This window comes from Comamonas odontotermitis, from assembly GCF_040396735.1.
Lineage (GTDB): Bacteria > Pseudomonadota > Gammaproteobacteria > Burkholderiales > Burkholderiaceae_C > Comamonas > Comamonas odontotermitis_C.
Genome location: NZ_JBEBNZ010000013.1, coordinates 17,813 through 42,854, shown reverse-complemented (window position 1 = coordinate 42,854; position 25,042 = coordinate 17,813). Strand labels below are relative to the sequence as shown.

The window sequence follows — 25,042 nt, the reverse complement described above, 5'->3', positions numbered from 1 at the left end:
GCGAACTGGCTTTGCACTGAACCAGCCTCGCTCAGCCGTGCACGAGGTTCGGATTCTGCGCCAGCTGCTGCGCAATGCTGCGACAAGCGTGCAGCAGCGGCTGGATATAGGCCGCCTGCACGTCCGCCTTCTGGCGAAACAGCAAGGTGCTGACGCTGATGGCCGCCACCGGGCTGCCATCGGGTCCCAGCACGGCCGCGCCAAAGCAGTAAATACCCTCTTCGTTCTCCTGTGCGTCGGTGGACCAGCCCTGCGCGCGCACTGCATCCACCTGCACCTGCAGAGCCTCGGCATTGCCCACCGTTTGCGCCGTCAGCGGCTCGTAGGCCAGCTGCGCCATCAAGGCGCTGGCGGCTTGCGGGGCCAGTGCGGCCAGGTAGGCCTTGCCAACAGCGGTGGAATACAGGTTGACGCTGGTGCCGATGCGCGAAGACATCTGCACCGCGCTCGGGCTTTCCAGCTTTTCGATATAGACCATGCTGTGGCCCGAGGGCACGGCAAAGTGGATGGTCTCGCCAGTGGCATCGCGCAGTGCGCGCAGTGCGTCGACCGCAGCCATGCGCAGGCCGGAGCGGCTCCAGCTGCGGCTGGCCAGCTGCACCAGGCGCGGACCTAGCGTCCAGCACCGGGTATTGCCCACCTCCACCACCATGCGTTCGGCCTGCAGCGCCGCTACCATGCGGTGCACCGTGGGGCGCGGGTAGCCGGTGGCCCGGGTCAGTTCGGCGATGCCAATGGGCTCGGGGCTGTCGGCCACCAGCTGCAGCACGCGCATGAATTTGGAAAACGCCGCCGTGCCGGCGACGCTGTTTTCAGCCTGGGAAGAAGGTGCTGCCATGTGTCCATCCAATCGAGCGCAAAGCATACCGCAGGCCCGGCGTGTTTCCCGCGACTGCTGCAGCGCTCCTTCGCAATGCAGCAGCGCAAGCCGTGCCGAAACGCCGCCAACTAGCTGACCATGTAGCCGCCATCGACCGGCAGGATCACCCCCGTCATGAAGCTGGCCGCGGGCGTGCACAGAAACACGGCGGCCTGCGCCACATCCTGTGGGGTGCCCCAGCGGCCCAGTGGCGTGCGCGCGAGGATGGGCCCTGCGCGCGCCGGATCATCCTGCAGCGCCTGGGTGAGCGGCGTGGCAATCCACCCTGGTGCAATGGCGTTGACACGGATGCCATCGGCCGCATAGGCAATCGCAAGCGACTTGGTGAGCTGCCCGATACCGCCCTTGCTGGCCGCATAGCCCGGCACCAGCCCCCCACCAAAAAAAGTCAGCATCGATGCGGTGTTGACGATGCAGCCGCGCGTGGCCTTGAGCTTGCCACGCACCGCAGCGCACACACGCATGGTGCCGGTCAGGTTCACTTCCAGCACGCGCTGGAAAACCTCAACATCGTGCTCTTCTCCGCGCTTGATGATGCCCGCGCAGTTGAACACGATATCGAGCGCGGGCAGATCGGCCAGCACGCGGTCCAGATCGTCCTGCTTTGTCACATCGGCCTCGCGCATTTCCACAGCGGGCGACAGGGTGCCGTCGCCCTGCCCCAGCCCCAGCGCCACCACGCGTGCGCCCATGACGGCCAGCTGGTTGGCGATCACCGCGCCGATGCCCTGAGTGGCGCCTGCCACCAAGGCGGTTTTGCCTGCAAACAGGTCTTGCTGATACGTTGTGCTCATCACTTGCTAATTCTGCTATTCGCTCACTTCGTGGCCCACTCCATTGGGCAAGCGAAGGCCTACCCCAAAAAACGCAGGCAACGCCTTCGCAAAGCCGATGGAGTGATCGTTGGATTCAGAACCCCGATCAGTTCTTCATGTCCAGCAGCTTGATGAGGTCGGCGAAATACGTCGCGTCCTTCATCATCTGGTCGCGGAATGCCGCGCCGTCACGGTAGACAAATCCCAGGTTCTGCTTGGACAGCACCTCCTGGAAGGCAGGCTCGTCAATCGTCTTCTTGGCGGCGGTCTTGAGGTAGTTCACCACCTCGGGCGACATGTTCTTGGGGCCTGCAATGCCACGCCAGGTGCCAATGCTCAAGTCGATGCCCTTTTCCTTCAGGGTCGGCACCTTGTCGAAGTTCTTCACGCGTTGGTCAGCCATCACCGTGAGCATCTTGAGCTTGCCCGCCTGCAACTGCTGCGCCACTTCGGCCGGGCTCACGGCCACGGCATCCACATGGCCGCCCATCAGCGCCAGCACCGCCGGGCCCGCGCCCTGGAAAGGAATGTGGTTGAACTTGATGCCCGTCTTGTCGCCCAGCGCCGTTGCGGCAAAGTGCCAGATGGAGCCATTGCCCGCGTTGCCCACGCCCATCTTGCCGGGCTCCTTCTTGGATGCGGCAAGAAACTCCTCGATCGTGTTCCAGGGCGCATCGGCCCGCACGGTGATGGCGGCCGGGTCGGCATTGAACTGGATGATCGGTGTCACGTCGTCGTACGAGAACTTGGCCAGACCCATGGGCTTCAAGGTCACCAGCTCCACCGTCACCACGGCCAGCTTGTAGCCGTCGGGCTTGGCGTTGATCATGTCCGTCCAGCCAATCGCGCCGCTGGCACCGGGCTTGTTCAGCACCACAATGCTTTGCGGAACGTGCTTGCGCGCCGCTTCGCCAAAGGCGCGAGCCACGCCGTCGGTGCCACCACCGGGCTGGAAAGGCACGATCAGCTCGATCTGGCGCGCGGGAAAATCTGCCGCAGGCGCTGCGCCGCTCAGGGCCATCAACACAGCACCGGCACCTGCCGCAGCAAGCCGGAGCGCGCCACGGCGCGTTGGGTTCAAGTTCATACGGTCTCCTCTGGTTGTACTTTGTCGTGCTGTTTCAATAGGTCGCACGGCCACCTGATGCATCAAAAACCGCACCAGTGCTGAAGCTGCAGGCGTCCGATGCAAGCCATAGCACCTGCGCGGCAATCTCGTTCGGCTCACCCAGCCGCCCCATCGGGCTCTTGGCCACCATGGTGGCCACATGCTCGCGCGACATTTGCTCCAGGATCGGGGTGCGCACTGCAGCAGGCGCCAGCGCATTGACCAGCACGCCCGTGCCCGCCAGCTCCTTGCCCAGTGATTTGGTCAGCGCCAGAACACCGGCCTTTGCCGCGCTGTAGGCCGACGCATTGGGCGTGCCCTCCTTGCCCGCAAGCGATGCGATGTGCACCACGCGGCCATACCCCTGGCTGCGCATGACAGGCACCACCGCCTTGCAGACGTTGTAGGTGCCGATCAGATTGACATCGATCACGCCTTTCCACACCGCATCGTCGAACGCATCGAGTGCCATGGTCGGTCCGGTCATGCCCGCGCTGTGCACCAGAATGTCCACCCTGCCATACCGCGCCAGGGTCTGCGCCAGCGCAGCCTGGATGCTGGCCGGGGCGGTCACGTCAGCGGCGCAGCGCAGAGGCGCGCCATCGGCCTTCCCAACAAGGCCTATACCGGCGGGCTGCAGATCCCAGACGGCCACCTGCGCATGGGCGGCTTGCAGCGCCTGCACCACGCAGGCACCGATGCCGCTGCCGCCACCTGTCACCACGGCCACGCGGCCGGAAAAATCGTAGCTGCAGTCCATGGTCTAGCGGATGAACTGATTGACGTAGTCGGCGCCCAGGCCCACGGCTTCAAAGTGCTTGCGGCACATGTCGATCTTGGTGAACACGTCCTCAAAACCCATGCCCTTGCCCCAGGGGTCGGTGTAGTACATCACGCCATTGACCTGGAAGTAGGTGATCATCTCCTCGCAGTCTTCGGGCACGTACAGGGTGTGGGTCTCTCCCGGTGGCTCGAACACATAGCTGCCTTCCTTGGCCCACCAGTCATGCTCCAGGTACTTCCATTTGCCCTTGAGCACAAAGCCGTGCACCGCCTGCGGATGGCGGTGGCGGCTCAACACGCCCGATTTGCGCACCTTCAGCAGATTCATCCAGTAGCCCTGGCTGGCATTGAGACACAGCGGGCGAAACCACACATTTTCGGCCTGCGGTACCCACAGGCGCTCATCGGTAGGAATGGCACTTTCCACCACGATCTCGGGCAAGGCATCCGGAGGATTCGGGTACTGGTAAGGCATCAAGGGGGTCTGGTCTGTGGTTTCTACTGGCATTTATCCACCATATGGACATTAATTTATAATATGGACAATTATAAAAGCCGCAGAGATACGACATCCCCCTGATAAACCCGTATCCCCCACCGCCAGGAATGCTGCATTCTGCAAAGACGGTTCATTGTTGTCTGACAACCCATCCATCACCACCGCGTTTTCACCAACAAAAAAGCCCGGCTTGTACAAGCCGGGCTTCGGGATTCGATCAGACTCGAAGAGCGCTACATCCGCATCAGTTATCTGCCCAGGTGACCACACCCGTAGCGGCCGTCACCAGCACGATGATGCCGAACACAATGCGGTACCAGGCAAATGGCACAAAGCTGTTGCTGGCAATGTAGCGCAGCAGCCAGCGCACGCACAGCCAGGCACTGATGAACGAAAAAATCAGGCCGACGGCAAACAGTGGAATATCGGCCATCGACAGCAGAGCGCGCTCCTTGTACAGGCTGTACACGCCAGCGCCGATCAGCGTGGGAATGGCAAGGAAGAACGAAAAATCCGTCGCTGCCTGGCGCGACAAGCCCATCAGCATGCCGCCGATGATGGTGGAGCCGCTGCGGCTCGTGCCGGGCACCATGGCCAGGCACTGCACGAGGCCCACCTTCAGGGCGTCCAGCGGCGTCATCTCATCGACCGACTGCACGCGCACATGACCCACCTGGCGCTTTTCCGCCCACAGGATGATGAAACCGCCCAGGATGAAGGTCGTGGCAACCACCGTGGGCGTGAACAGGTGCGCCTTGATGTACTTGCCAAACAGCAGGCCCAGCACCACGGCAGGCAAAAAGCCGATGAGGACATTGAGTGCGAATTTCTGTGCCTGGCGGCTCGATGGCAAGGCCACCAGGGTGGAACGAATCTTTTGCCAGTACACCAGGATTACCGCAAAAATCGCGCCGGTCTGGATCGCAATGTCAAACACCTTGGCCTTGGCATCGTCAAAGCCCAGCAGGCTGCCCGCCAGAATCAAATGGCCGGTGGACGAGATCGGCAAAAACTCCGTCAGCCCCTCCACCACTCCCATGATGGCTGCTTTGATCAATAACAAGGTGTCCACAATCGTCCTCTAAAAAATCGGTTTTCCGGATTATCCGGTGCCCTCCTGCCGCAGGGCAGCGGGAAACGTGCAAGGCACCAAATTTTACAAAAATTGATAGCAACTGGAGCTTACCAGACAAGCGCCCGAGGCCAAAAAGCTTAAAAATCGCTTAACACGGCAGTTCCAGTACCTGCACGGCAGCACCCGCACCGAGCAATGGCTCGTAGTGCGCCACCACCAGATAGCACCCACGCTGGGCAAAGCGCTGCGCGGCAAGCTGCAATGCCTGCGGCACAAAGGCCAGCGCAGGCTTGTCCAGTCCGGACAGCGGCTCGTCCAGCAGCACCAGTTGGGCGCCGCTTGCCAGGCCCAGCGCCATTACCGCCTTGCGCAGGCTCCCAGTCGATAACGCCAAAAGCGGTTTGTGCCAGTGCTGCACCAGATCAAAGCCCTGCTGCAGCTCGGCGAGCGCCGCATCATCCCAATACGGGAAATGGGCCCGCAGGGCATCGGTCCACTGCGCGAGCGTCGTGGTATCGGGCGGCATGGTGTCTGGCCTGCGTGGTTCATGCCAGAACAGCGCGTGTGCGGCCTGCAGCTGTTGCGGCGCTTGGCCATCCACCAGCACCGCACCACTACGGGCAGCCAGTTGGCCTGCCAGCAATTGCAAGGCGGTGGTCTTGCCCAGGCTGTAACCATCCACCAGTTGCACCAGCCCGGGCTCGGCCTGCCATTGCCAACCCGCCAACACCGGCCCCGATCCAGGGTATGAAAACTCCAACGCCGTCCATTGCAATGCCATGCTTTTGCTTGCCTGTTCTGAAACGATAAACTCCTGAAAACATAGCATAAAATCGTTGGTCAATCTGCGACGCCCCCGTATATGCTCAACTATCTGGACTTTGAAACCAGCGATGATGGCGAAGGAATCACCACCTTCGATGCCATGGCCTACGCCACCGCCGAGCGCTGGCCTGCGCTGCGGGCCGAGGTTGAGCAGGTGCTGGAGTGGTGTTCCGCGCAATTCGGACAGCCCGGCTCGCTGGAGCATGACCACCCTTGGGATCTGGACCTGCAGCTGCAAAGCAAGTCAGGCCACGCACTTGCCGTGCACTGGGACGCGCAGCAGCGCAGACTGGTTGCGCCGGATGCAGCGCTTTGCGAAGCAGTGCAACTGAGCTTGACGATCAGCGGCAATGAATCCTTCGCCCTCAGCTTGGAATCACGGTTTCTGGGCGACGATGCGTGAGAGGGAACTGGCGCGCCTTGATGATCTGTGAGCCGCTGATTCGGATTTCCATCTTCTCCCAGCGCCCATGCTTCCGACCCGATGGAAGTTTGCTCACCTCCGAAGAGCCCTCCGCATCCTCATAGGCCTGAAAGGTCTTCCAGATGGATGCCTTCTTGTTTGACATGCGATTGGAGAAGCACTGCCGGAGATTCTTGCCTGAACACCACGGCCACCGCTCCCACTGGACTCCCCTTCTCCAATGCCTTGATACGGCGTGTTGGCTTCTTCTATAAAGAACCGTGAACTATTGTGAGCAGCCACAACACCTCACTTTGGCTATTTAGCTGATAGATAGACGCTAATCGATATTTAATTTAGACTAATAAGTGGAAACTGATAGATTTCATCTAAAGAAAACATCAGATCTTTGCGCGTTTGGATTTCGGGTATTCAGCAGGGAAATTCCCGACACATCTAGACACAATCAAGTTCATACTTGCCAGCACGGCCATGACCTCCATGGCTACAGAGGCTTTGCAAGTGAAAACGGTTTCAAGGAAGATATGCGAATCTCTATCCGCTTTGTGAGGCTTCTCCTCACAGCCATGCTGCTCTGGGGCGGCTCACACATGGCATTTGCCCAAAAGGTGCTGATGCTGACCACCAATGAGACGGCCACCGATGCCACCCTGGCTAACAATAATCTCCAAAGCGAGTTTCAAAGTGTGGTTGGCGCGGCAAACTTCACCCGGATGGATGTACTGAGCAATGCCAATACCATTTCGCAGGCTACATTCACATCGGCCCCAGGTCCCTATGACATAGTCATTGTTGCCAGCACCTATAACCCCGTCGACAGTACCAACTGGGCAGTGATCCAGAACGCCGTCGCAAACCGGTGGGCCAACTCCATCGTCTTCTTTGTGGACGGATGCTGCGAAGCAACCAACGGAAACAACGCCGGCAGGATGGTGGCCGCATTGAATGGCGGTGCTCTGACAAATTTTTCGTTAGGAGCAAGCCTTAATGCCTTTGCGTCCTTTCCGTTGAACACCAATTCTCCCTTTGCTCCGTCATTCGCTGGCTTGAATCCATTTGTTGGTGGCTACATCACCTACATCAACCAAGTGCCTGCAAGCAATGCCCTTTATCTGGCCACAGGCACATCTCCAGTAGATTTCCCGGCTGCCGGATCAACGCCAGTCAACAACGTATATGGGCTTCTCATTCCCACAGCACAATCGAACGCAGGCAAAGGCGCTTGCGTCTTTTCCGTGGTTGATATATCTCCATTCGGTGAGCCCGCCTGGACCGCCAATCGGGGCAAGGTAGCCCCCGCCTTCGTCAATGCCGCCACTTCGGAAAACGGTGCTTGCGGCCTGCCCAAGGTAGCCAAGTCTTTTGACAAGGCCGATATCTATCTGGGCGGCGCGGACAATACCGCTACATTGACCATCCAGCTCTCCAACGGCACGCCCGTGGCCATCTCCGGTGTCAACCTCACCGACAACCTGCCCCAGCCCCTGCAGATCGCAACCAGCGCGGCAACCCACACCTGCACTGGCGGCACGCTTACCGCAGCACAGGGCACCAGCGCAGTGAGCCTGACCGGCTTCGGCATTCCTTCGGGTGGCTGCTCTGTCACGGTGCCCGTGGTCTGGCCCAATAGCGATGCGGGCCGCCAGACCTGTGTGAACACACCTGCCGTGACCAACACCATCACCCCGGGCACGGATTTCGTCTCGCCTACCGGCCAGGTCAATACGCCTGCCTCCGCTTCTCTCACCTGCCACGCTGGCATGTTGAATCTCTCCAAGCTGGTGGTCTGGCCTGCCAATGTGCCGCCGGTGGATCTGACCGGTACGAGCTTTCCCGTCACCGTGGCCTGCACCGGCACCGATGGCGTTGTGCTGCCCCCCATCAATACGTCGATCGTACTGAGCTCTGCCACCCAAGGAACTGTTGCAACCACGCCGGTGATCTCCAGCGGCTCGTGCACGGTGACCGAAACTTCGCGCTCGACGGCGCCAGCCAACTACATCTGGGTGGAGAATCCCCTGCCCAGCGCAACGGCCAGCCTCGTTGCGCCGCCTGCTGCAGCCAGCGCCACGCTGACCAATACCCTCGCACGCGCCAACAGCGATATCACGGTCAACAAGACCGTGAGCGGCGGCCCCGCCACCGGCGTTTCGGGAATCTTCAAATTCACGGCCAACTGCGGTGCAGACGGTACCTTCCAGACGGCAGTCACACTCAGCGGCGCCAGTACCGGCGCCATTGCCATCACCAATGTTCCACAAGGCGCAAGCTGCACGATCAGTGAAGACGCCGCACTGCCAGCGGCTCCTGCAGGCTATGCATGGAGCACGGATCTGCCCCCTGCAGTGACGCTGGTGACATCGGGCAGCGGCAATGTCGCTGCATTCGTGAACAAGCTCACCAGCACGGCGCCATCGACACCGGCACCGGTTCCCACCCTCAAGGAATGGGGTCTGATGGCCCTGTCACTGGTTCTGGTGGCAATGGGCGTGGTGCAGTTACGCAGACGCCAGAGCTGATGCAAAAAACAGCCACCTTCGGGTGGCTTTTTTGCATTCTGCAGGCCGGTACGGTGCATGCCCGTCCCTGTTGACTTCAAACCATCACTCCAGCATCTGCGCGAGCAAGACGGAGGCAGAGCTGCCCAGTGGCTTTTCCATCCCGGCACATGCCTGCAAGGCGCGAGGCAATGTCTGCCTCCATCTGCCTTGATTTGCTTCACTCTCCGCTGAGCGCAATCACCACGGCAGATGGCTCCACGACGACCTGTACCCGGGCACGCGCGCGCAAGCCAGTGGCCTGCCCGCTGAAACCAACCAGTTGCACGCCCGCAGCCAGGCGCACGGCGACTTCCTGCACCGATCCGCCCCGGGTTGCGCGCGTGGCTGTGCCTTGCCAGTGATTGGCAGCTGGCTGCCCCGCGTCGCCCGCCGGCATCACCATCACTGCGGTTGCCTTGCACATGGCCAGCACGGGAAGGCCGGGCCGCAGGCCCAGCAACTGTGCGCTTTCATTCGTGATGTGCGAGCGCACCTCGAACTGCTGCGCACCCGCCTCCGCGCCATGCATCTGAACCACCACCAGCGGCCCGTCGGCATGGAGGCTTCGTACAACGCAGGGCCACTGGTTGCGCATGCTGGTCACCACCTGCAGCCGCGCCAAGGTGGTGGCCACGGAGATGCCCGCGCGCGGAGCATCCCCCTTGGCATGGCTTTGCGCCTGCTGCAACTGCAGCTGCAGTTGTTCGCGCGCCTGCCCCATGGCATCGGCGGCCTCCAGCAGCAAGAGAGCATCCGGCGTCAGCACCGCGCCGCCGCCGCCCCGCCCGCCGACGCTGCGCTGCACCAGCTCCACCCCGGCCAGATTGGACAAGGTATCGAGCGCCTGCCAGGCCGCCTTGTAACTGATTCCGACCTGGCGCGCAGCTTCCGAAATGGAGCCACTCGCCTGTATGCGGCGCAGCACCTCGATGCGGCGGTCGGAGCGCTGCTCTGCCAGCGCGGCGGTAAGGGATGCTTTACGGATCATGGCACGCATCTTCGCATGAAGCCGCAGATATTTGGCACCTGCAACAAATCAGATTACACTCGTTATTCCCATTAAGAATAGCGTAACCTTTGGACACCCATGAATTGCCTGCGCCCAACTTCCATCGCCCTGGTACTGTCAGCCGTCTTCTGCGCGCACGCGCAGGCGGACGAGGTCGCCGTGGCCGTCGCCGCCAACTTCACCGCGCCCATGCAGAAGATTGCCGCCCAGTTTGAAAAGGACACGGGCCATAAGGCCACCTTGTCATTCGGGGCAACCGGCAAGTTCTACGCACAGATCAACAATGGCGCACCATTCGGCATTCTGCTGGCTGCCGACGACACCACGCCCGAAAAACTTGCCAAGGAAGGCAAGGCGGTGGACGCCAGCCGCTTTACCTACGCCATTGGCCAACTGGTGCTGTGGAGCAAGCAAGCCAATTACGTGGACGACAAGGCACAGGTGCTCAAAACCGGTGACTACCAGCATATCGCCATCGCCAACCCCAAGCTGGCTCCCTATGGACTGGCAGCCATGCAGACGCTCGACAAGCTGGGCCTCACCGCGCAGGTACAGCCCCGAGTCGTGCAGGGCGAGAACATCGGCCAGACCTACCAGTTTGCCGCCAGCGGCAATGCCCAGTTGGGCTTTGTAGCGCTGTCCCAGGTGATGGAGGGCGGCCAGTTGCGCGAAGGCTCCGCCTGGATCGTCCCCGAAGCCATGCACGAGCCGATCCGGCAGGATGCGATTGTGCTCAACAGCGCCAAGGACAATCCCGCAGCCAAGGCACTGATGGAGTATCTGAAGGGCGACAAGGCGCGCGCAGTCATCAAGAGCTACGGTTACGCTTTCTGAGAACGTGTTTTCCAAACTGACGACCTACAGCCAGAACGCGGCTCGTGGTTGTAACCAGACGGCGGGCCCGGTGTGCCAATGGCCCACCTGGACGCATGGCAGCGGCCCGCCGCCCTTGTAGCGCACATGTTTTCATAGCAGCCTGCAATCGCCATACGGGGTTTTCCGCTTGAAGATGCACAAAGAACCGCTCACCATATGCGCACGCCGCTTCCTTTTAGATAGCGCACTACCGCCTGCACGCCATTGACCTCTGCCCTCCTCCGCCCCGAAGACTGGGCCGCCATCCGGTTGACGCTGGAATTGGCCAGCACGACCACCCTATTGCTGCTGGTGCTGACTACGCCGCTGGCGTGGTGGCTGGCCCACACCCGTTCGCGCTGGCGCGGGCCGATTGGAGCGGTGGTGGCGCTGCCGCTGGTGCTGCCGCCCACCGTGATCGGGTTTTACCTGCTGGTCACCATGGGCCCGAATGGGCCGATAGGGCATCTGACGCAGTCACTCGGGCTGGGGCGGCTGCCCTTCACATTTGCCGGCCTCGTGGTGGGCTCGCTCGTGTACTCGCTGCCGTTTGCCGTGCAACCGCTGCAGCGTGCGTTTGAATCGATCGGCAACCGCCCACTGGAAGTGGCCGCCACCCTGGGCGCTAGCCGTATCGACACGTTCTTTACCGTGGCACTGCCGCTGGCGCTGCCCGGCTTCATCACTGCAGCGGTGCTGAGCTTTGCCCATACCGTGGGCGAATTCGGCATTGTGCTGATGCTGGGCGGCAATATCGAAGGCGTGACGCGGGTGGTGTCGGTACAAATCTACGACCATGTGGAAGCCATGGAATACGCCCGTGCCCATTGGCTGGCTGGCGGCATGGTGGCCTTTGCCTTTGTGGTGCTGGTGGCGCTGCAGTGGCTGCAGCCGCGCGACCACCGCAACGCCACGCCGCTATGAAACAGAACCTCACCTCCCAAGGCATCACGGCGCGACTGCAGTTGCAGCGCAGCGATTTCATGCTCGACGTGGATCTGCAACTGCCCGGCCAGGGCGTGACAGCCTTGTTCGGGCCTTCGGGCTGTGGCAAGACCAGCCTGTTGCGCAGCATGGCAGGGCTGGAACGGGCACGCGGCGCAGTCGCCGTCAACGGCCACGTCTGGCAGGACGATGCCACGCGCCACTGGCTGCCCACCCACCGGCGCGCACTGGGCTATGTGTTTCAGGAAGCGAGCCTCTTTCCGCACCTCACGGCAGAAGGCAATATCCGCTTTGGCCTGCGCCGCACACCTGCGGCACGCCAAAGCGTTGCGCTGGAGCAGATCATCGATCTGCTGGGCATTGCGCCCCTCCTGCCGCGCAAGCCCGCAACGCTCTCGGGCGGCGAGCGCCAGCGCGTGGCCATCGCCCGCGCGCTGGCCACCAGCCCGCGCGTGCTGCTGATGGACGAGCCGTTGTCTGCACTGGACGCCGAGCGCAAGGCCGAGGTACTACCGTACCTGGACAAACTGAGCGAACGGCTGGCATTGCCCATTCTCTATGTCAGCCACTCCATCGACGAAGTCAGCCGCTTGGCCGACCGGATGCTGTTGATGCAGGCGGGCCGCGTGGTAGCGCAAGGCGACGTGGCCGATGTGCTGACCCGGATGGATGCGCCTCTGACGCGCACCCTGCCCGGCGAGCAGCAGGCCAGCATCGTGGAAGGCCGGGTCTGCGCCCACGACGCGCAAGACCATCTGTGGTCCATGCGGATCGGCGCACAGGCAGCCCACCACTTGCATTGGACCGAACCCGATGCCCATTACCAACAAGAAGAGCAGGTTCGCCTGCGCATCCTGGCGCGCGATGTCAGCCTGTCACTGGCACCGCACACCGGCAGCAGCATCCTCAACAGTCTTCCAGCTATGGTAACGGCCGTGCGGGCCAGCGGCCCCGGGCAGGTGCTGGTGCAACTGCGTCTGGAGCCGGGCGATGCAGGTCCCTATCTGCTGGCGCTGGTGTCTGCACGTTCGGCACGGGTGCTGCAGATTGCACCCGGCATGGCAGTGCATGCACAACTCAAAAGCGTGGCGGTGCTCCGCTGAGCTGAATATCGACAAGAACTGCTTCCAACGCTTGTGTACCAAGCGCCAAAAGCTATCAAATCAGAAGCAACAGACGTAAAAAAGCCCGGCATGCAGCCGGGCCTTTTGCAGCAAATGCTGGCTTATTTGGCGAGCACCACCTCCACACGACGTGCTTCGGCGTTGTTGCCAGCGTTTTCCACCGCTTCGGGCTTCTTCAAGTCCAGCTTGTCTTCCGCGACGCCCAGGGCCACCAGCGCATCGCGCACGGCAAAGGCGCGCTGCTTGGCCAACTCGGCATTCTTGTCGGCATCGCCCGTGGAATCCGTGTAACCCGAGATGACTGCACGTTGCCCAGCCTTCACGCCAGCGACCACATCCGCCAGCGCTTCGTTGGCGCCAGGGGCCAGATCGGCTTTGGCGGTGGCAAAGTAGAACTTGACGATGCCGTTTTCGATCAGCACGCGGGCTGCGTCGTCTGCAGCAGCACCTGCCTGGGCCGCAGCGCCGCTGGTCACAGATGCCGAGGCACCGGCAGCAGCACCCGCCTGAGCGGCAGCGTCACCCGCGCCAGTTGCCGCAGCAGATCCTGCCGAAGCAGTGCCGCCGAGCACGGCGCCCGAAGCGCCCGGCTGCACCTTGGCGGCGACCACGCCACCCTTGGCCGACTTGGCACCATGAATGCCCTTGTATGCACCAAACCACAAAACGCTCAACACCACCAGGGTGATCAGGGCGAAAACCAGGCCCAGGGCAAAGCGCTCATCACTGTCATTGTTTTGCGAGGAACTCACTGTGAAACTCCAAACACCGGTGGTGCATTAACTATGAACAAGAAAAAATAGATCCGATCCGCCGCCAAGGCCAGATCACGCACGCAATCGGGCCCAGACATACAAAGCACGGAATTCGAGCGCGATTGTAACCAGAACGCCCGGCAGGCGCTGTAGCGCCACGCAACATCAATCTCGCGCGCCATCGACAATCGCATTTTCAGGTGTCTGAGAGAACGCAAAATCCATAGCAATTGGGGCAAGCAATATCGGCAGCAGCCTAGTACTTACCCTCGATTTCGTCATTTTGACCAGTTATTTTCCTTGTGAACGCAACATTCATCACTTTCACGGGTTCAAACTTATTCCTGAGAAAGCGTAGCTATTCGTAAAATCGATGCTTTTTGACGATGCGTACGCCCGCTTACCGGCAGACCAGCGCACGACACGGGACTAGCCAACCATTGGAGACACCATGCAGGCTTTACTTGCCCTATCCAGGGCTATCGACAGGCTGAACGCCTTTGTCGGCAAATATTCCATCTGGCTTATTTTTGCCGCCACCTTCATCAGCGCCGCCAACGCCATTGTCCGAAAGGCTTTCGACACCAGTTCGAATGCCTTTTTGGAAGTGCAATGGTATTTGTTTGCCTGGTCTTTTCTGATCGCGGCGGGCTACACCCTGCTGCACCGTGAGCACGTGCGCATCGATGTGATCAACTCACGGCTGTCCAAGAAGGCGCAGGTATGGATCGACATCATCGGTTTCGCCTTCTTCTTGACCCCGCTGTGCGTCACGATCCTGTGGCTGTCCACGCCTGTGGTGATCCAGATGTACCAGTCGGGCGAGATCTCGGGTAACCCTGGTGGCCTGATCCGCTGGCCGGTCTGGGCCGCCATTCCTGTCGGCATCACACTGCTGCTGCTGCAGGGCATCTCGGAGCTGATCAAGCGCGTTGCCTTCCTGACAGGCGACGGCCCCGATCCGATGGGCAAGCTCAGCGACAAGAGCGCCGAAGAAGAACTGGCCGAGGCATTGCGTGCCGAGGCTGAGCGCAAGCAGGCCGAAGCCCTGGCAGCGCAAGCCAACCTTCACAAAGCCTGAAGGTAGCGGGAGAAAAACACATGGAATTCATCGCTACCAACTACGCCCCGATCATGTTCGCGGGGCTCATCGTCTTCCTGCTGCTGGGCTTTCCGGTTGCGTTCAGCCTGGGTGCTGCGGGCCTGACATTCGGCTTCATCGGCATCGAAATGGGCGTCTTTCCGTCGTCCGTCATGGCCTGGCTGCCCCAGCGCCTGATCGGCATCATGGCCAACGACACCTTGCTGGCCGTGCCGTTCTTCACCCTGATGGGCCTGATCCTGGAGCGCTCCGGCATGGCCGAAGACCTGCTGGATACCGTGGGCCAGGTGTTTGGCCCCATTCGCGGTGGCCTGGCGCTGGCGGTGATCTTTGTAGGTGCCCTGCTGGCAGCCACCACCGGCGTGGTTGCCGCATCGGTGATCTCGATGGGCCTGATCTCGCTGCCCATCATGCTGCGTTACGGCTATGACCGACGCCTGGCATCAGGGGTGATTGCAGCGTCAGGCACCCTGGCGCAGATCATTCCACCGTCACTGGTGCTGATTCTGATGGCAGACCAATTGGGCAAGAGCGTCGGCGACATGTACAAGGGCGCCTTCATCCCTGGCTTCATGCTGATGGGGCTGTACGTGGTCTGGGTCATGTTCCTGGCCATCTTCAAGCCCAAGCTGGTACCGGCGCTGCCTGTCGAGGCACGCATCTACCGCGAAGCCAACGGCAACGCAGGCTATACCTCGCTGATCGTCGTGATGGGTATTTCGACCGTGGTCGCCCTCTTCCTGGCAAGCCACATGGCCGACATCCACACCTGGTGGCAAGGCGTTGAAGTCACCGAAGTGCCCACCGACGAAAAGATCGTCACCGCCATGTGCGGCGGCACTTTCATCGCCTTTGTGCTGGCATCGTTCAACCGCATCTTCAAACTGGGCCTGCTGTCCAAGCTTGCAGAGCGCGTGACCTTTGTGCTGATTCCTCCGCTGCTGCTCATCTTCCTGGTGCTGGGCACCATCTTCCTGGGCATTGCAACGCCTACCGAAGGCGGCGCCATGGGTGCGATGGCAGCCCTCATCATGGGTTTTGCCCGCAAGCGCCTGAACATGACTCTGCTCAAGCAAGCCCTGGGCTCCACCACCAAGCTAGCCAGCTTCGTGATGTTCATCATGATTGGCGCCACCACCTTCAGCCTGGTCTTCCAGGCAGCCGACGGCCCCAAGTGGGTGGAGCATCTGCTGACCAGCCTGCCGGGCGGGCAGACTGGGTTCTTGATCGTGGTCAACATCATGATCTTCTTCCTGGCCTTCTTCCTGGACTACTTCGAGCTGTCGTTCATCGTGGTGCCGCTGCTGGGCCCCGTGGCCGAGAAAATGGGCATCGACCTGATCTGGTTCGGCGTGCTGCTAGCCGTCAACATGCAGACCTCGTTCATGCATCCGCCGTTTGGTTTTGCGCTGTTCTTCCTGCGTTCGGTGGCGCCTGACAAGCAGTATGTGGACCGTGTGACGCACAAGGTGATCGAGCCGGTGACCACCATGCAGATCTACAAGGGAGCCGTTCCCTTTGTGCTGATCCAGTTGGTGATGGTGGGCGTTCTGATCGCGTTCCCCGGCATCGTGACGGGCGCCGTCGACAAGCCCGTGGCCGTGGACATGAACAAGGTCAATGCAGAAATGATGGAGCAGTTGAACGACGCCGGTGCCGGCTACGGGGCAGAGAACCCGTTTGCAGCCCCTGGCGGCGATGGCGGCTACGGTTCGGACGCTCCCAGCATCAACGGAGAGCCTCCAGCGCCTGGGGCCGCTGCTCCGGGATCCGCCGCACCTGCTGCTGACAGCGGCTACGGCTCGGACGATCCTGCCAAGCTCTTGCAGGACGCAGCCTCCAGCGCTGCACCTGCAAGCAAGTAAGCTGGCCTGCACCCTCCCGCCCTGGCATATGCCGGGGCTTTTTTATGGAGGCTTTCAAAACCGCTGCCAGCTCTCGTCCACCCCATAAGAGCCCCTTTCATCCCTGCACTGCACCATGACCGCTGCCCGCCACTCGCCCCTGTCCACAAGTGACCACCAGCAGCTCCACAGCAACGGCTTTGCCCTGCTGAGCCAGGCCGTGCCCCAGGACTGGCTGCCGGAGTTGTGCGCCAGCTTCGACAGCAACATTGCCGAGTCTGCGTTGTGGCCGGTGCCCCGCGCATCGAGCTGGAACCACGCCATGGTCGATCTCTTGCCGCAAGTGCAGGCGGTGTGCCGGTTGCCCGCCCTGCTGGCAGTGGTGGGGGCCTTGATTGGCGAGCGCTTTTTCCTGGCCCAGGTCGAAGGGCGCGAGCCGCGCCAGGGCGGCGGTCACCAGCAACTGCACCGCGATCTGTCCTCACAGCGGCCAGGTGACAATGTCAGTGCACTCGTCTTTCTCGACGACTATGGGCCGCACAATGGAGCCACGCGCATCGTGCCGGGCAGCCACCGGGCGCAGCCACACGATGCGCCATTCGATTTTCTCGATGAATCGCGCTCATTGCAGCTGAGCGGTCACGCAGGCGATATTCTGGTATTCGACGCCGATCTGGTGCATGGCGCCTGCGTCAACCCCTCGGGCGCGCGGCGCCGCTCCTTCCTCATCAGCTACTTTGCCGAGCCGCTGTACGCCTCTCACCTCAAGACCGCCAGACTGCGCAACGTACGCATGGATACCAGTGAATGTTTTGAGCCGGGTAGCGCAAGGGCCTGAGCAACCCTGATCGCCGCAATGAAAAAGCCGCAGCTTGCGCTGCGGCCTGGGTGCTGCCCCATCCCGCAGCGCCAGGCGCTGCGGAGGAAAGCGTTTTAGATCTTGACCGACGCCATGTACTGGTTGAACGGGTACTCGGAGAAACGGTTCCACAGAATCTGGTCGCGCTGGAAGGCACGCATGTCCTGGTGGATCTTCTTGAACTCGGGCGACTTGGCTTCGTGCTCGGCAAACACTTCCATCGAGGCCTTGAAACCCGCGTCCATCAGCTCCTTGGGGAAAGGCTTGAGCTGGGTCTTGTTGGCCACCAGCTTCTTGAGCGCGATGGGGTTCAGAACCTGGTACTTGCTGGTCATGTCGGCAGCTGCCACGCGGGTAGCTGCGTCGAGGATCGCCTTGTTCTCGGGCGACAGCGCGTTGTACTTCTTGATGTTGATGAAGAATTCCAGGTCTGCGGAGCCTTCCCACCAGCCGGGGTAGTAGTAGAACGGAGCCACCTTGTTGAAGCCCAGCTTTTCATCGTCGTAGGGGCCAACGAACTCCACGGCATCCAGGGTGCCCTTTTCCAGAGCCTGGTACACATCACCTGCAGGCATGTTCTGCGCCACCACGCCCAGCTTGGCCATGGCTTCACCGAACACGCCGCCACCCAGGCGCATCTTGAGGCCCTTCAGATCGGCCACGGTCTTGATTTCCTTGCGGTACCAGCCGCCCATCTGGGTGGTGGTGTTGCCAGCGGATGCCGTCTTGAAGTTGTATTTCTCGAAGAAGGCATCAAGCAGCTTGCGGCCATTGCCATGGTCCTTCCAGGCATTCATCTGCAAGGTGGTCAGGCCAAAGGGCACGGCACAGCTGAAAGCGAAGATCGGGTCCTTGCCGGTGAAGTAGTAGGCAGCGGTTTCTGCCATGTCGATGGTGTCGGACTGCAGGGCATCGACCACACCGAAAGCAGGCATCAACTCGCCAGCGGGGTGAACGGAGATTTCAAACTTGCCGCCCGACAGCGCCTTGACAGTCTGCGACAGTTTCTCGGCGCTACCGAAAATGGTATCCAGCGACTTGGGGAAGCTGGAAGCCAGACGCCAGCGCACCGCCGCCTGGGCATGCACGGCGGGGGCCACGCCAGCGGCCAACACGCCAGCGATGCCAGCATTCTTGATAAGGGAACGACGATCCATCTGTATCTCCGATTTGATTGTAAAAAGTTGCAGCTGCAATCGTGCCACAGCTGAAGCGCGGTTTTTGGTTTGCAAATTGTAGAAATGGTTGCTCATGCGACTTGCTCGGGTTTTCCCTGCAGATCGCGCCTTATTTATGTTCCTTGTCCACCACATCTGGACGTTGCGTGCAAGAAGGCGTGGGGTCTGAAAATTTGCGTAACCACCAATACATGGGCATGCATCCATGCTCGCTCTTTGCGAGTCGTTTTCCCTTTTCCTTACTGAAGTGAATATGGGAAACACGAGTTTCTTAACCTGCATCATGAGCCTTTGCTCATTCGACGATGAATGCCAATCCGTCAATAGTGGCGCTCCACAGCAGGTCACGCGCCTGCCGCTAGTTGGAGCGACGGCGAAGCGGCCGGCAATCACCACGGGCAGCAAGCAGGGGTCATGAAAAAAAACACACGGAGTCATTTTTTGCCGCTGCTGGCGGTTCTTGCCTCTGTCAGCTCGTTGACAGCGGGAACCTCGCTGGCCAAGCAACTATTTCCCATGCTTGGCGCCCAAGGTGCGTCGGCCCTGCGCGTGGGGCTGGCGGCGATCATTCTGGTGCTGATATGGCGCCCATGGCGCTGGCCTCTACGCAGCGATCAGTTGTGGACGCTGATGCAATTCGGCCTGGCTCTCGCGCTCATGAATCTGTTGATTTACATGGCGCTTCGCACCATTGCCTTTGGAGTCGCCGTGGCCATCGAATTTGCAGGCCCGTTGGCAGTTGCCATTTATTACTCCCGGCGTCCGGTGGATTTCGTCTGGCTGATACTTGCCGCAGTTGGTCTGGTACTGGTCTTGCCCTGGAGCACCATCAGCCTCGAAGAATCCGCTGGCCTGGATCCCATGGGGCTCGCCTGTGCAGCAGGCTCGGCAATCTGCTGGGCGCTGTATATCGTGCTGGGTCGGCGCTTGGGAGGCATCCCCAGTGGCCAGGCCGCTTCCCTGGGTATGCTGTTCGCTGCCATGGTTGTGGTGCCTGCAGGGCTGGCAGAGGCTGGTGCCAGGCTTGTGGATCCGTCCATTCTGTTGTTCGGCCTGTTGGTGGCGATTGTCTCCAGTGCGCTACCCTACTCCCTGGAGATGTTCGCCCTGCGACGGCTGCCGCCTGCCACCTTTGGCATAGCGCTCGCCACCGAGCCAGCAGTTGCAGCCTTCATGGGCATGGCCTTGTTGAACGAACACCTGAGCCGCTGCCAATGGCTTGCCATTTTTTGCATCATCTGCGCAGCAATGGGCAGCGCCATCACCCGGCCCCATCCAGCAGCAGAGGGGCCGACTCCTTCAGCCTCCGATCACTGAGTACAGGACTTTTCATGCCATCCATCCTCCCCCATGCACTGACCATCCGCCGCGCAAGCGTGGCCGATGCCCCGGCCGTGCTGCGCCTTTTCGATGAAGTCATCGCCTGGTTTGTCGAAATGGGCAATACCGGTCAATGGGGTACGCAGCCATGGTCTGCCCAGCCCCAGCGTGTGGATCGGGTGATGGAGGCCTGCGCATTGCCAGGCGCATGGGTTGCAGAGGATTCGGAGGGCTCCATCCGCGCCGCCTTGGTGTTGGGCGAGGCCATGCCGTATGTCCCGCCCAGGACGGAGCCCGAAATCTATGTGCGTTTGCTCGTTGCATCACGCCACCCCAACGCACGCGGGCTGGGTCGGCGCATGATGGCCTTCGCAGACGAGCAGGCCCAAAGCGCTGGCGTGCGCCGGCTGCGCGTTGATTGCTACGGCGGCGGCTCTGGAGACCTGGTGCGCTTTTATGAATCCTGCGGCTACGAGCGCATTGCTACATTCGATGTTGACGGCTGGCCTGGCCAGCTTCTGGGGCGCTGGCTATGACTGGTGCGCCTGCGGAGATGCGGAATGCGCCCCCGGCGCAATCGCGCAATCACACACGCTGCACCGCACGCTGGTGAAAGGAACCCATGACCATGGATACGCTGAAAACCAGGCTTCGCCAACTCCCATCGCTGGCAGGCCCATTCATCCCCATGGAAATGGACGATATGCCCAGGACTCCTCAGGCAGCATTTGAATGCTGGCTGAACGATGCCATTCGGCAAGGCGTCCAGGAGCCGCATGCCATGACCTTGTCTACGGTGGATGCAGATGGCATTCCCGATGCGCGCGTGCTGATCCTGAAGAACGTCGACCACCGAGGCTGGCACTTCGCCATCAAGGTCGCGAGCCCAAAGGGAAGGCAACTGGCAGCCAATCCGCAGGCGGCACTGACTTTCTACTGGCCTGCGCTGGGACGCCAGATCCGGCTGCGAGGCACAGCCACTGCGTTGCCGGCCGCCGAATGCGCTGAAGACTTTGCCACGCGGCCATTGGGCTCCAGGATCAGCGCCATGGCTTCATTGCAAAGCGAAGTATTGGCGGCACCTGGCGATCTCTCCAGGCGTCTGCAGAAAGCCCGGATATTTCTCGGCAACCATCCGGAGCATACCGAGCCGGGATGGCGTCTGTTCGCCCTCATGCCCACCGTGGTGGAGTTCTGGCAGGGCACCGCAGACCGATTGCATCAGCGGCTTCGCTATGCCAATACGGAAAAGGAAGGCAACTGGCAAAAGCAGATGCTGTGGCCCTGAAGGCCTTGAGGCCTTGAAGACCCCAGGCGCCTTCCATCAATGCGTTGCCGTGAATGCGGGATGGTAGGAAACGACTCCTGCAGGCACTGCCGGCCCAAACGACATTGCCATGAAGTATTCAGGCGGAACACCCGGCAAGACAAGGCATGCCTCATTTCTGAAGCCGAATCGCGTGTAGTACAAGGGGTCTCCCAGAACCACACAGCCCGATGCCCCTTGCTCCTTGAGCATACCCAGCGCTTGGCGCACCAGCTTCGACCCGATGCATTTGCCCTGCAGGGCAGGAACGACCGACACCGGCCCCAGGCCAAACCAGCCCGCCGAATCACCGGCAATGGAAACTGGTGAAACCGCGATATGCCCGACCACGGCTGCATCCACCTCTGCTACAAGAGAGATGCTGAGTGCCTGCGCCGATCGAAGGGCCGCAACAATGCAGTGTTCATTGTGGTCTGTATGGGGCGCATGAAGAAATGCGGCTACGGTAACGGACTCAATGGCCGCTGGGTCTGCGGGCCTTTCAGGTCGAATCAGCAGGTTCATGTCTGCGAGTGTAGCGCTGGCACATGCGTACCAACACCGGTCTCTCACTCGTGTCTCCGCAGTTGGCAGATAGCCAAGTGAACTTGCACTGACGCGCTGGCCGATCATGCATGTCTGCAGAAGTGATGAACTGCTGGTATGGTCGAGAATCAACAGCCTTCTGCCCCCCTCGTGAGCACAATCGGGAGCCATGCAAATACAGGAATGAGATGCGCTATCTAGTAGTCGGCACCAGCGGGGCAGGCAAATCCACCCTCGCCAGGAAACTGGCAGCCCAAACGCAGTCCCCTTTCATCGAGTTGGATTCGCTGTACTGGGGGCCAGGCTGGCAACCAGTGCCCCTGGATCAATTCAGGCGTTCGGTCACTGAAGCGACTCAAGGCGCATGCTGGGTCGCAGATGGGAATTACAGCGCCGTTCGGGACGTGCTCTGGTCACGCGCAACACATGTGGTCTGGCTCAACTACGGGCGCCTCACGGTTTTCTCCCGCCTGCTCTGGCGCACCCTTGGCCAAGGCATCACTCGCAAGCATCTGTCACACGGAAACCGGGAATCGCTGTGCATGGCATTCTTTTCCAAAGACTCGATTCTTCTCTGGGCTCTGTCTACCTACCAGAAAAACCAGTCGAAATTCGCTGCTTTGCGCGACCATGGCGAATTCCCCCATCTCCAGTGGATAGAAATCACCGAGCCGTCACAGGCCCTGCAATTTCTCGACAGGGTCACCGCTTCGCCGCAGGGCTGATGCGGGGGCGCTCCTCGCCGCAGCAGTGAACGACTCAACCGTCCGCTGCACATTTGGCATTGGGCATGTTGGGGAGTGGTTTGGAACGCCGTGACCGAACCCTTCGCTCACATGGCACATGTTTCACAACAAACCACCATTCCAAACAGTATGCTGCTGTCCATCTGCCCGGTGCTTTGCCAAGGCGGCAAGCTAGCGATAGGAAAATCACGCCATTGAAATGGATACGCAGTGCCTGGAGACACCACCCGATGAAGCGCCTGTATCTCGTCGCCGCCCTGTTGTGGCTCTGTATCGCCCTGGGCCGGGTCCATGCAGCGCCGCCGAGCTACGCCGATCTCTATGCCGATCCTGGCCGTGCCATGCCCATGCAGGCCAACTGGCAATTGCAGCCGGTGACCGGGCAAGTACAACCCTGGAAAGACATCTTTGCGTTCACGGTCGGCATTGATCCCCGCCTGACGGACCGGTTGCGTTGGCTGGGCCTCAATCCGGGCAAAAACAGCGAGCTGGCCCCCGCACTGTTCAACGCGCAGAGCGGACAAACGCTTTTTCTGTCCTCGGCAGCGCGTAGCTTCTGCGATGGCCGCTGGCAGGTGGTCCGAATGGATTATGTCAGCGCCAGCAGCATCAACGACACACTGCAGCCGGGGTTCAAGGTGTGGCTGGTAGAGCGAAAGCCGGGAGGTGGACTCCGAAGCACCACGGCCTACGGCCGGATTGATTCGCAAGGCCAGTGGGCCGTTCCGCCGGTGACCTGCGATGGCCTGGAGCCGAGAGACGTCGACTCCCCCTTCGCCATTTCCCACCTGTCGCCAGGCGGCAGCGAACAAATGGCCTCCGATTTGCATGTCGACAAGGTATATGCACAGCATGGCCTGCGCGATGCACAGGGCCAGTGGCTTCCCCCCGTACCGCCGCTCGATATCACCACGGCGCAGTGGATGGCGTACAAAAAGCAAATTGTGACGCCTGGCTCCTCCGGCACGGGCCTGATCGATGCGCAAGGGAGGATGGTGATCCCGTTCATCTTCGGCAACCTGCCCGACGCGACCGCCCAGAAGCGCATTCAGCTGTGTACCTCGGGCGGATGGGATTCTCAGCGCCACACCGACACCTCACGTGTGTGCCGCTGGCAACGGCTGCGTGGCAGCCATGGAGGAGCCGCACTGCGCCCGGTGAAGGACGCGAACACAAATCGGTGGGGATACCAGAACGCACAGGGACAATGGGTGATCGCGCCGCAGTTTCATGAGGCGCGCCAGTTCCGCCACGGTTACGCCGTTGTCGCGGGCGCATTCCCGGAGGATTGGCGCCCTCCAGGGTGGCAGGACGATTGGCCCATGATCCGGAAATTCCACCGCGTGGGTCGCTATTGGGTGGCCGAAGCCCTGGTACGCAACGCTTCCACCGATGGACAGTGGGCCATACGCTTCGGCCTGATGAACGATGCAGGGCAGTGGCTTGCCCCTGCACCACAGCCCACGCTGCACATCACCGTGATATTTCCCCCCGGGGGCCGCAGTGACCACTATGCCCAGATGCTGGCCAGGCATTTACCCAACCTGCTGGGGCGCAATGTGCAGGTCGATCACAAGCCGCCGGCGACTTTGGCCGACTATCGCCAGCTGACGATGGAAGGCGGTAACGCCAAAGTCTGGCTCGGCGCCATGATGCTGCCGCGCGGGGGCATCAAAGACCTGCACCAAGGCCCGCCGATTGAGGCGCTGCTGCAATCCCTTCACCCCGTCACGCTGCTGGCGTCGGAGCCCTTGGTTCTGGTCATCGACAGCGAGAAGGCCGACACGCTGGGCATTCACAGCACGAATGACCTGCTGGCCTACGCGCGCGCCCACCCTGGCAGCCTGCGCATCGCCACCGGTGACGATGGATGGATCGGACACCTCGCCTTTGGTCTGCTCCTCTCGATGAGCGGCGTTGACATGCAGCGCGTGGTCTACAAACGCATGTACCCCGACTCGGATGTGATTACCAAGGAACATGCAGTGGAGCTGCTGTTTGCACCCGCCAACGGGGTGAAAGTAGCCGTCGAACGCGGCCAGTTGCGTGTGCTGGGTACTACCGCCGACCCGATGCACCCGCAAAGCTACCAGGGAGTGCAGTGGCCGACACTGGCTTCAAATGCATCCTTGGCCGGCTACACGGCGTACAACCACTTCAGCCTTTGGGCACCTGCGGATTCGGATCCAGCATCCAACCGCATCTTGCAGGAAGCTGTGGCACAGGTGCTTGCCAAGCCCGAGGTGCGCGACTATCTGCGGGACATTCAGGCCGTCGGTGGAGGTGGCACACCAGAGACCTTGCTGGAGCTGGAACACCAGGAGTATGAGCGCTGGATGCGAGCGCTCTCATCATCGACACGTTGACGGGCGCATCGTCGCTCTCCATCGAAAGCGACGATGCCACGGCGGCAGTCTCACACGCTTGCCAGCAGGCAAGCCTGGGTCGGTTCACCGCATCTGCCTGAGGCAACCGAACAGGACCAGGCGCCCCCAAAAGGTGCT

At 61.1% G+C, this 25,042-nt stretch carries 24 protein-coding genes; 13 read left to right on the top strand and 11 right to left on the bottom strand.

Annotated elements, in window-relative coordinates; all coding sequences use genetic code 11:
• Positions 1–31: 31 nt before the first annotated feature.
• The 7 genes from ACH2DG_RS12695 to ACH2DG_RS12665 all read right to left on the bottom strand — a co-directional run bounded on the left by ACH2DG_RS12695 (position 32) and on the right by ACH2DG_RS12665 (position 5,941).
• Entirely contained in the window at positions 32–838 is an 807-nt protein-coding gene (locus tag ACH2DG_RS12695; protein WP_395026546.1) for an IclR family transcriptional regulator, read from the bottom strand.
• A 110-nt stretch (positions 839–948) separates the two neighbouring features.
• On the bottom strand, positions 949–1,674 hold the full coding sequence (locus ACH2DG_RS12690; protein ID WP_395026545.1) for an SDR family NAD(P)-dependent oxidoreductase: 726 nt from the start codon (positions 1,672–1,674) through the stop codon (positions 949–951).
• Between the two features lie 127 nt (positions 1,675–1,801).
• Positions 1,802–2,782, bottom strand: a complete 981-nt coding sequence (locus ACH2DG_RS12685) for a tripartite tricarboxylate transporter substrate binding protein (RefSeq protein WP_395026544.1) — start codon at positions 2,780–2,782, stop codon at positions 1,802–1,804.
• A gap of 34 nt (positions 2,783–2,816) precedes the next feature.
• Positions 2,817–3,563 (bottom strand): SDR family NAD(P)-dependent oxidoreductase, encoded by a 747-nt coding sequence (locus tag ACH2DG_RS12680; RefSeq protein ID WP_395026542.1) that lies wholly within the window; start codon positions 3,561–3,563, stop codon positions 2,817–2,819.
• Between the two features lie 3 nt (positions 3,564–3,566).
• The gene (locus ACH2DG_RS12675) at positions 3,567–4,094 is read right to left on the bottom strand and encodes a 2,4'-dihydroxyacetophenone dioxygenase family protein (protein WP_224149729.1); all 528 of its coding nucleotides are present in this window, start codon (positions 4,092–4,094) and stop codon (positions 3,567–3,569) included.
• A 235-nt stretch (positions 4,095–4,329) separates the two neighbouring features.
• Positions 4,330–5,157, bottom strand: coding sequence for an undecaprenyl-diphosphate phosphatase (locus tag ACH2DG_RS12670; RefSeq protein ID WP_224149730.1), 828 nt, complete (start codon positions 5,155–5,157; stop codon positions 4,330–4,332).
• A gap of 151 nt (positions 5,158–5,308) precedes the next feature.
• Positions 5,309–5,941 (bottom strand): ATP-binding cassette domain-containing protein, encoded by a 633-nt coding sequence (locus ACH2DG_RS12665; RefSeq protein WP_395026540.1) that lies wholly within the window; start codon positions 5,939–5,941, stop codon positions 5,309–5,311.
• Positions 5,942–6,022: 81 nt separating this feature from the next.
• Here ACH2DG_RS12665 and ACH2DG_RS12660 point away from each other — a divergent pair, with 81 nt between their 5' ends.
• Both ACH2DG_RS12660 and ACH2DG_RS12655 read left to right on the top strand, forming a co-directional pair.
• Positions 6,023–6,388 carry a hypothetical protein gene (locus ACH2DG_RS12660; protein ID WP_395026538.1) on the top strand — a complete coding sequence of 122 codons (366 nt, stop codon included), beginning with the start codon at positions 6,023–6,025 and terminating at the stop codon, positions 6,386–6,388.
• Between the two features lie 611 nt (positions 6,389–6,999).
• Positions 7,000–8,928 (top strand): IPTL-CTERM sorting domain-containing protein, encoded by a 1,929-nt coding sequence (locus ACH2DG_RS12655; protein WP_395026537.1) that lies wholly within the window; start codon positions 7,000–7,002, stop codon positions 8,926–8,928.
• Between the two features lie 199 nt (positions 8,929–9,127).
• Here ACH2DG_RS12655 and ACH2DG_RS12650 read toward each other — a convergent pair whose 3' ends face one another.
• Positions 9,128–9,937 carry a TOBE domain-containing protein gene (locus ACH2DG_RS12650; RefSeq protein WP_395026536.1) on the bottom strand — a complete coding sequence of 270 codons (810 nt, stop codon included), beginning with the start codon at positions 9,935–9,937 and terminating at the stop codon, positions 9,128–9,130.
• A gap of 99 nt (positions 9,938–10,036) precedes the next feature.
• Between ACH2DG_RS12650 and modA the strand changes: the two genes are divergently transcribed.
• From modA to modC, 3 genes are all read left to right on the top strand, one after another.
• Positions 10,037–10,792, top strand: a complete 756-nt coding sequence (modA, locus tag ACH2DG_RS12645; protein ID WP_395026535.1) for a molybdate ABC transporter substrate-binding protein — start codon at positions 10,037–10,039, stop codon at positions 10,790–10,792.
• 246 nt (positions 10,793–11,038) lie between these two features.
• Positions 11,039–11,737: a molybdate ABC transporter permease subunit gene (gene modB / locus ACH2DG_RS12640; RefSeq protein WP_224149739.1), complete on the top strand. Its 699-nt coding sequence runs from the start codon at positions 11,039–11,041 to the stop codon at positions 11,735–11,737.
• Positions 11,734–12,861, top strand: a complete 1,128-nt coding sequence (modC, locus tag ACH2DG_RS12635; protein ID WP_395026533.1) for a molybdenum ABC transporter ATP-binding protein — start codon at positions 11,734–11,736, stop codon at positions 12,859–12,861. Before modB ends, modC begins: the two co-directional genes overlap by 4 nt.
• Positions 12,862–12,983: 122 nt before the next feature.
• Here modC and ACH2DG_RS12630 read toward each other — a convergent pair whose 3' ends face one another.
• Positions 12,984–13,634, bottom strand: a complete 651-nt coding sequence (locus ACH2DG_RS12630; RefSeq protein WP_395026532.1) for an OmpA family protein — start codon at positions 13,632–13,634, stop codon at positions 12,984–12,986.
• Positions 13,635–14,088: 454 nt separating this feature from the next.
• On the opposite strand from ACH2DG_RS12630, the gene ACH2DG_RS12625 reads away from it, so the two are divergent.
• The 3 genes from ACH2DG_RS12625 to ACH2DG_RS12615 all read left to right on the top strand — a co-directional run bounded on the left by ACH2DG_RS12625 (position 14,089) and on the right by ACH2DG_RS12615 (position 17,421).
• On the top strand, positions 14,089–14,718 hold the full coding sequence (locus ACH2DG_RS12625) for a TRAP transporter small permease subunit (RefSeq protein WP_395026530.1): 630 nt from the start codon (positions 14,089–14,091) through the stop codon (positions 14,716–14,718).
• 20 nt (positions 14,719–14,738) lie between these two features.
• Positions 14,739–16,604, top strand: coding sequence for a TRAP transporter large permease subunit (locus ACH2DG_RS12620; protein ID WP_395026529.1), 1,866 nt, complete (start codon positions 14,739–14,741; stop codon positions 16,602–16,604).
• A gap of 115 nt (positions 16,605–16,719) precedes the next feature.
• Positions 16,720–17,421 (top strand): phytanoyl-CoA dioxygenase family protein, encoded by a 702-nt coding sequence (locus tag ACH2DG_RS12615; RefSeq protein WP_395026527.1) that lies wholly within the window; start codon positions 16,720–16,722, stop codon positions 17,419–17,421.
• Between the two features lie 95 nt (positions 17,422–17,516).
• On the opposite strand, the gene ACH2DG_RS12610 is transcribed toward ACH2DG_RS12615, so the two are convergent.
• A complete protein-coding gene (locus tag ACH2DG_RS12610) occupies positions 17,517–18,599 on the bottom strand; it encodes a TRAP transporter substrate-binding protein (protein WP_224149745.1) in 1,083 nt (360 codons plus the stop codon).
• Positions 18,600–19,034: 435 nt separating this feature from the next.
• Here ACH2DG_RS12610 and ACH2DG_RS12605 point away from each other — a divergent pair, with 435 nt between their 5' ends.
• The 3 genes from ACH2DG_RS12605 to ACH2DG_RS12595 all read left to right on the top strand — a co-directional run bounded on the left by ACH2DG_RS12605 (position 19,035) and on the right by ACH2DG_RS12595 (position 21,228).
• Positions 19,035–19,937 carry an EamA family transporter gene (locus tag ACH2DG_RS12605; RefSeq protein ID WP_395026525.1) on the top strand — a complete coding sequence of 301 codons (903 nt, stop codon included), beginning with the start codon at positions 19,035–19,037 and terminating at the stop codon, positions 19,935–19,937.
• 14 nt (positions 19,938–19,951) lie between these two features.
• Positions 19,952–20,476, top strand: a complete 525-nt coding sequence (locus tag ACH2DG_RS12600; protein WP_395026523.1) for a GNAT family N-acetyltransferase — start codon at positions 19,952–19,954, stop codon at positions 20,474–20,476.
• Between the two features lie 92 nt (positions 20,477–20,568).
• On the top strand, positions 20,569–21,228 hold the full coding sequence (locus ACH2DG_RS12595; RefSeq protein WP_395026521.1) for a pyridoxal 5'-phosphate synthase: 660 nt from the start codon (positions 20,569–20,571) through the stop codon (positions 21,226–21,228).
• A 36-nt stretch (positions 21,229–21,264) separates the two neighbouring features.
• On the opposite strand, the gene ACH2DG_RS12590 is transcribed toward ACH2DG_RS12595, so the two are convergent.
• Entirely contained in the window at positions 21,265–21,771 is a 507-nt protein-coding gene (locus tag ACH2DG_RS12590; protein WP_395026519.1) for a GNAT family N-acetyltransferase, read from the bottom strand.
• A 209-nt stretch (positions 21,772–21,980) separates the two neighbouring features.
• On the opposite strand from ACH2DG_RS12590, the gene ACH2DG_RS12585 reads away from it, so the two are divergent.
• Together ACH2DG_RS12585 and ACH2DG_RS12580 are read left to right on the top strand one after the other, a co-directional pair.
• Complete coding sequence (locus tag ACH2DG_RS12585; RefSeq protein WP_395026518.1) at positions 21,981–22,517, top strand: toxin; 537 nt, start codon at positions 21,981–21,983, stop codon at positions 22,515–22,517.
• A gap of 251 nt (positions 22,518–22,768) precedes the next feature.
• Entirely contained in the window at positions 22,769–24,904 is a 2,136-nt protein-coding gene (locus ACH2DG_RS12580) for a tripartite tricarboxylate transporter substrate-binding protein (protein WP_395026517.1), read from the top strand.
• Positions 24,905–25,042 lie beyond the last annotated feature (138 nt).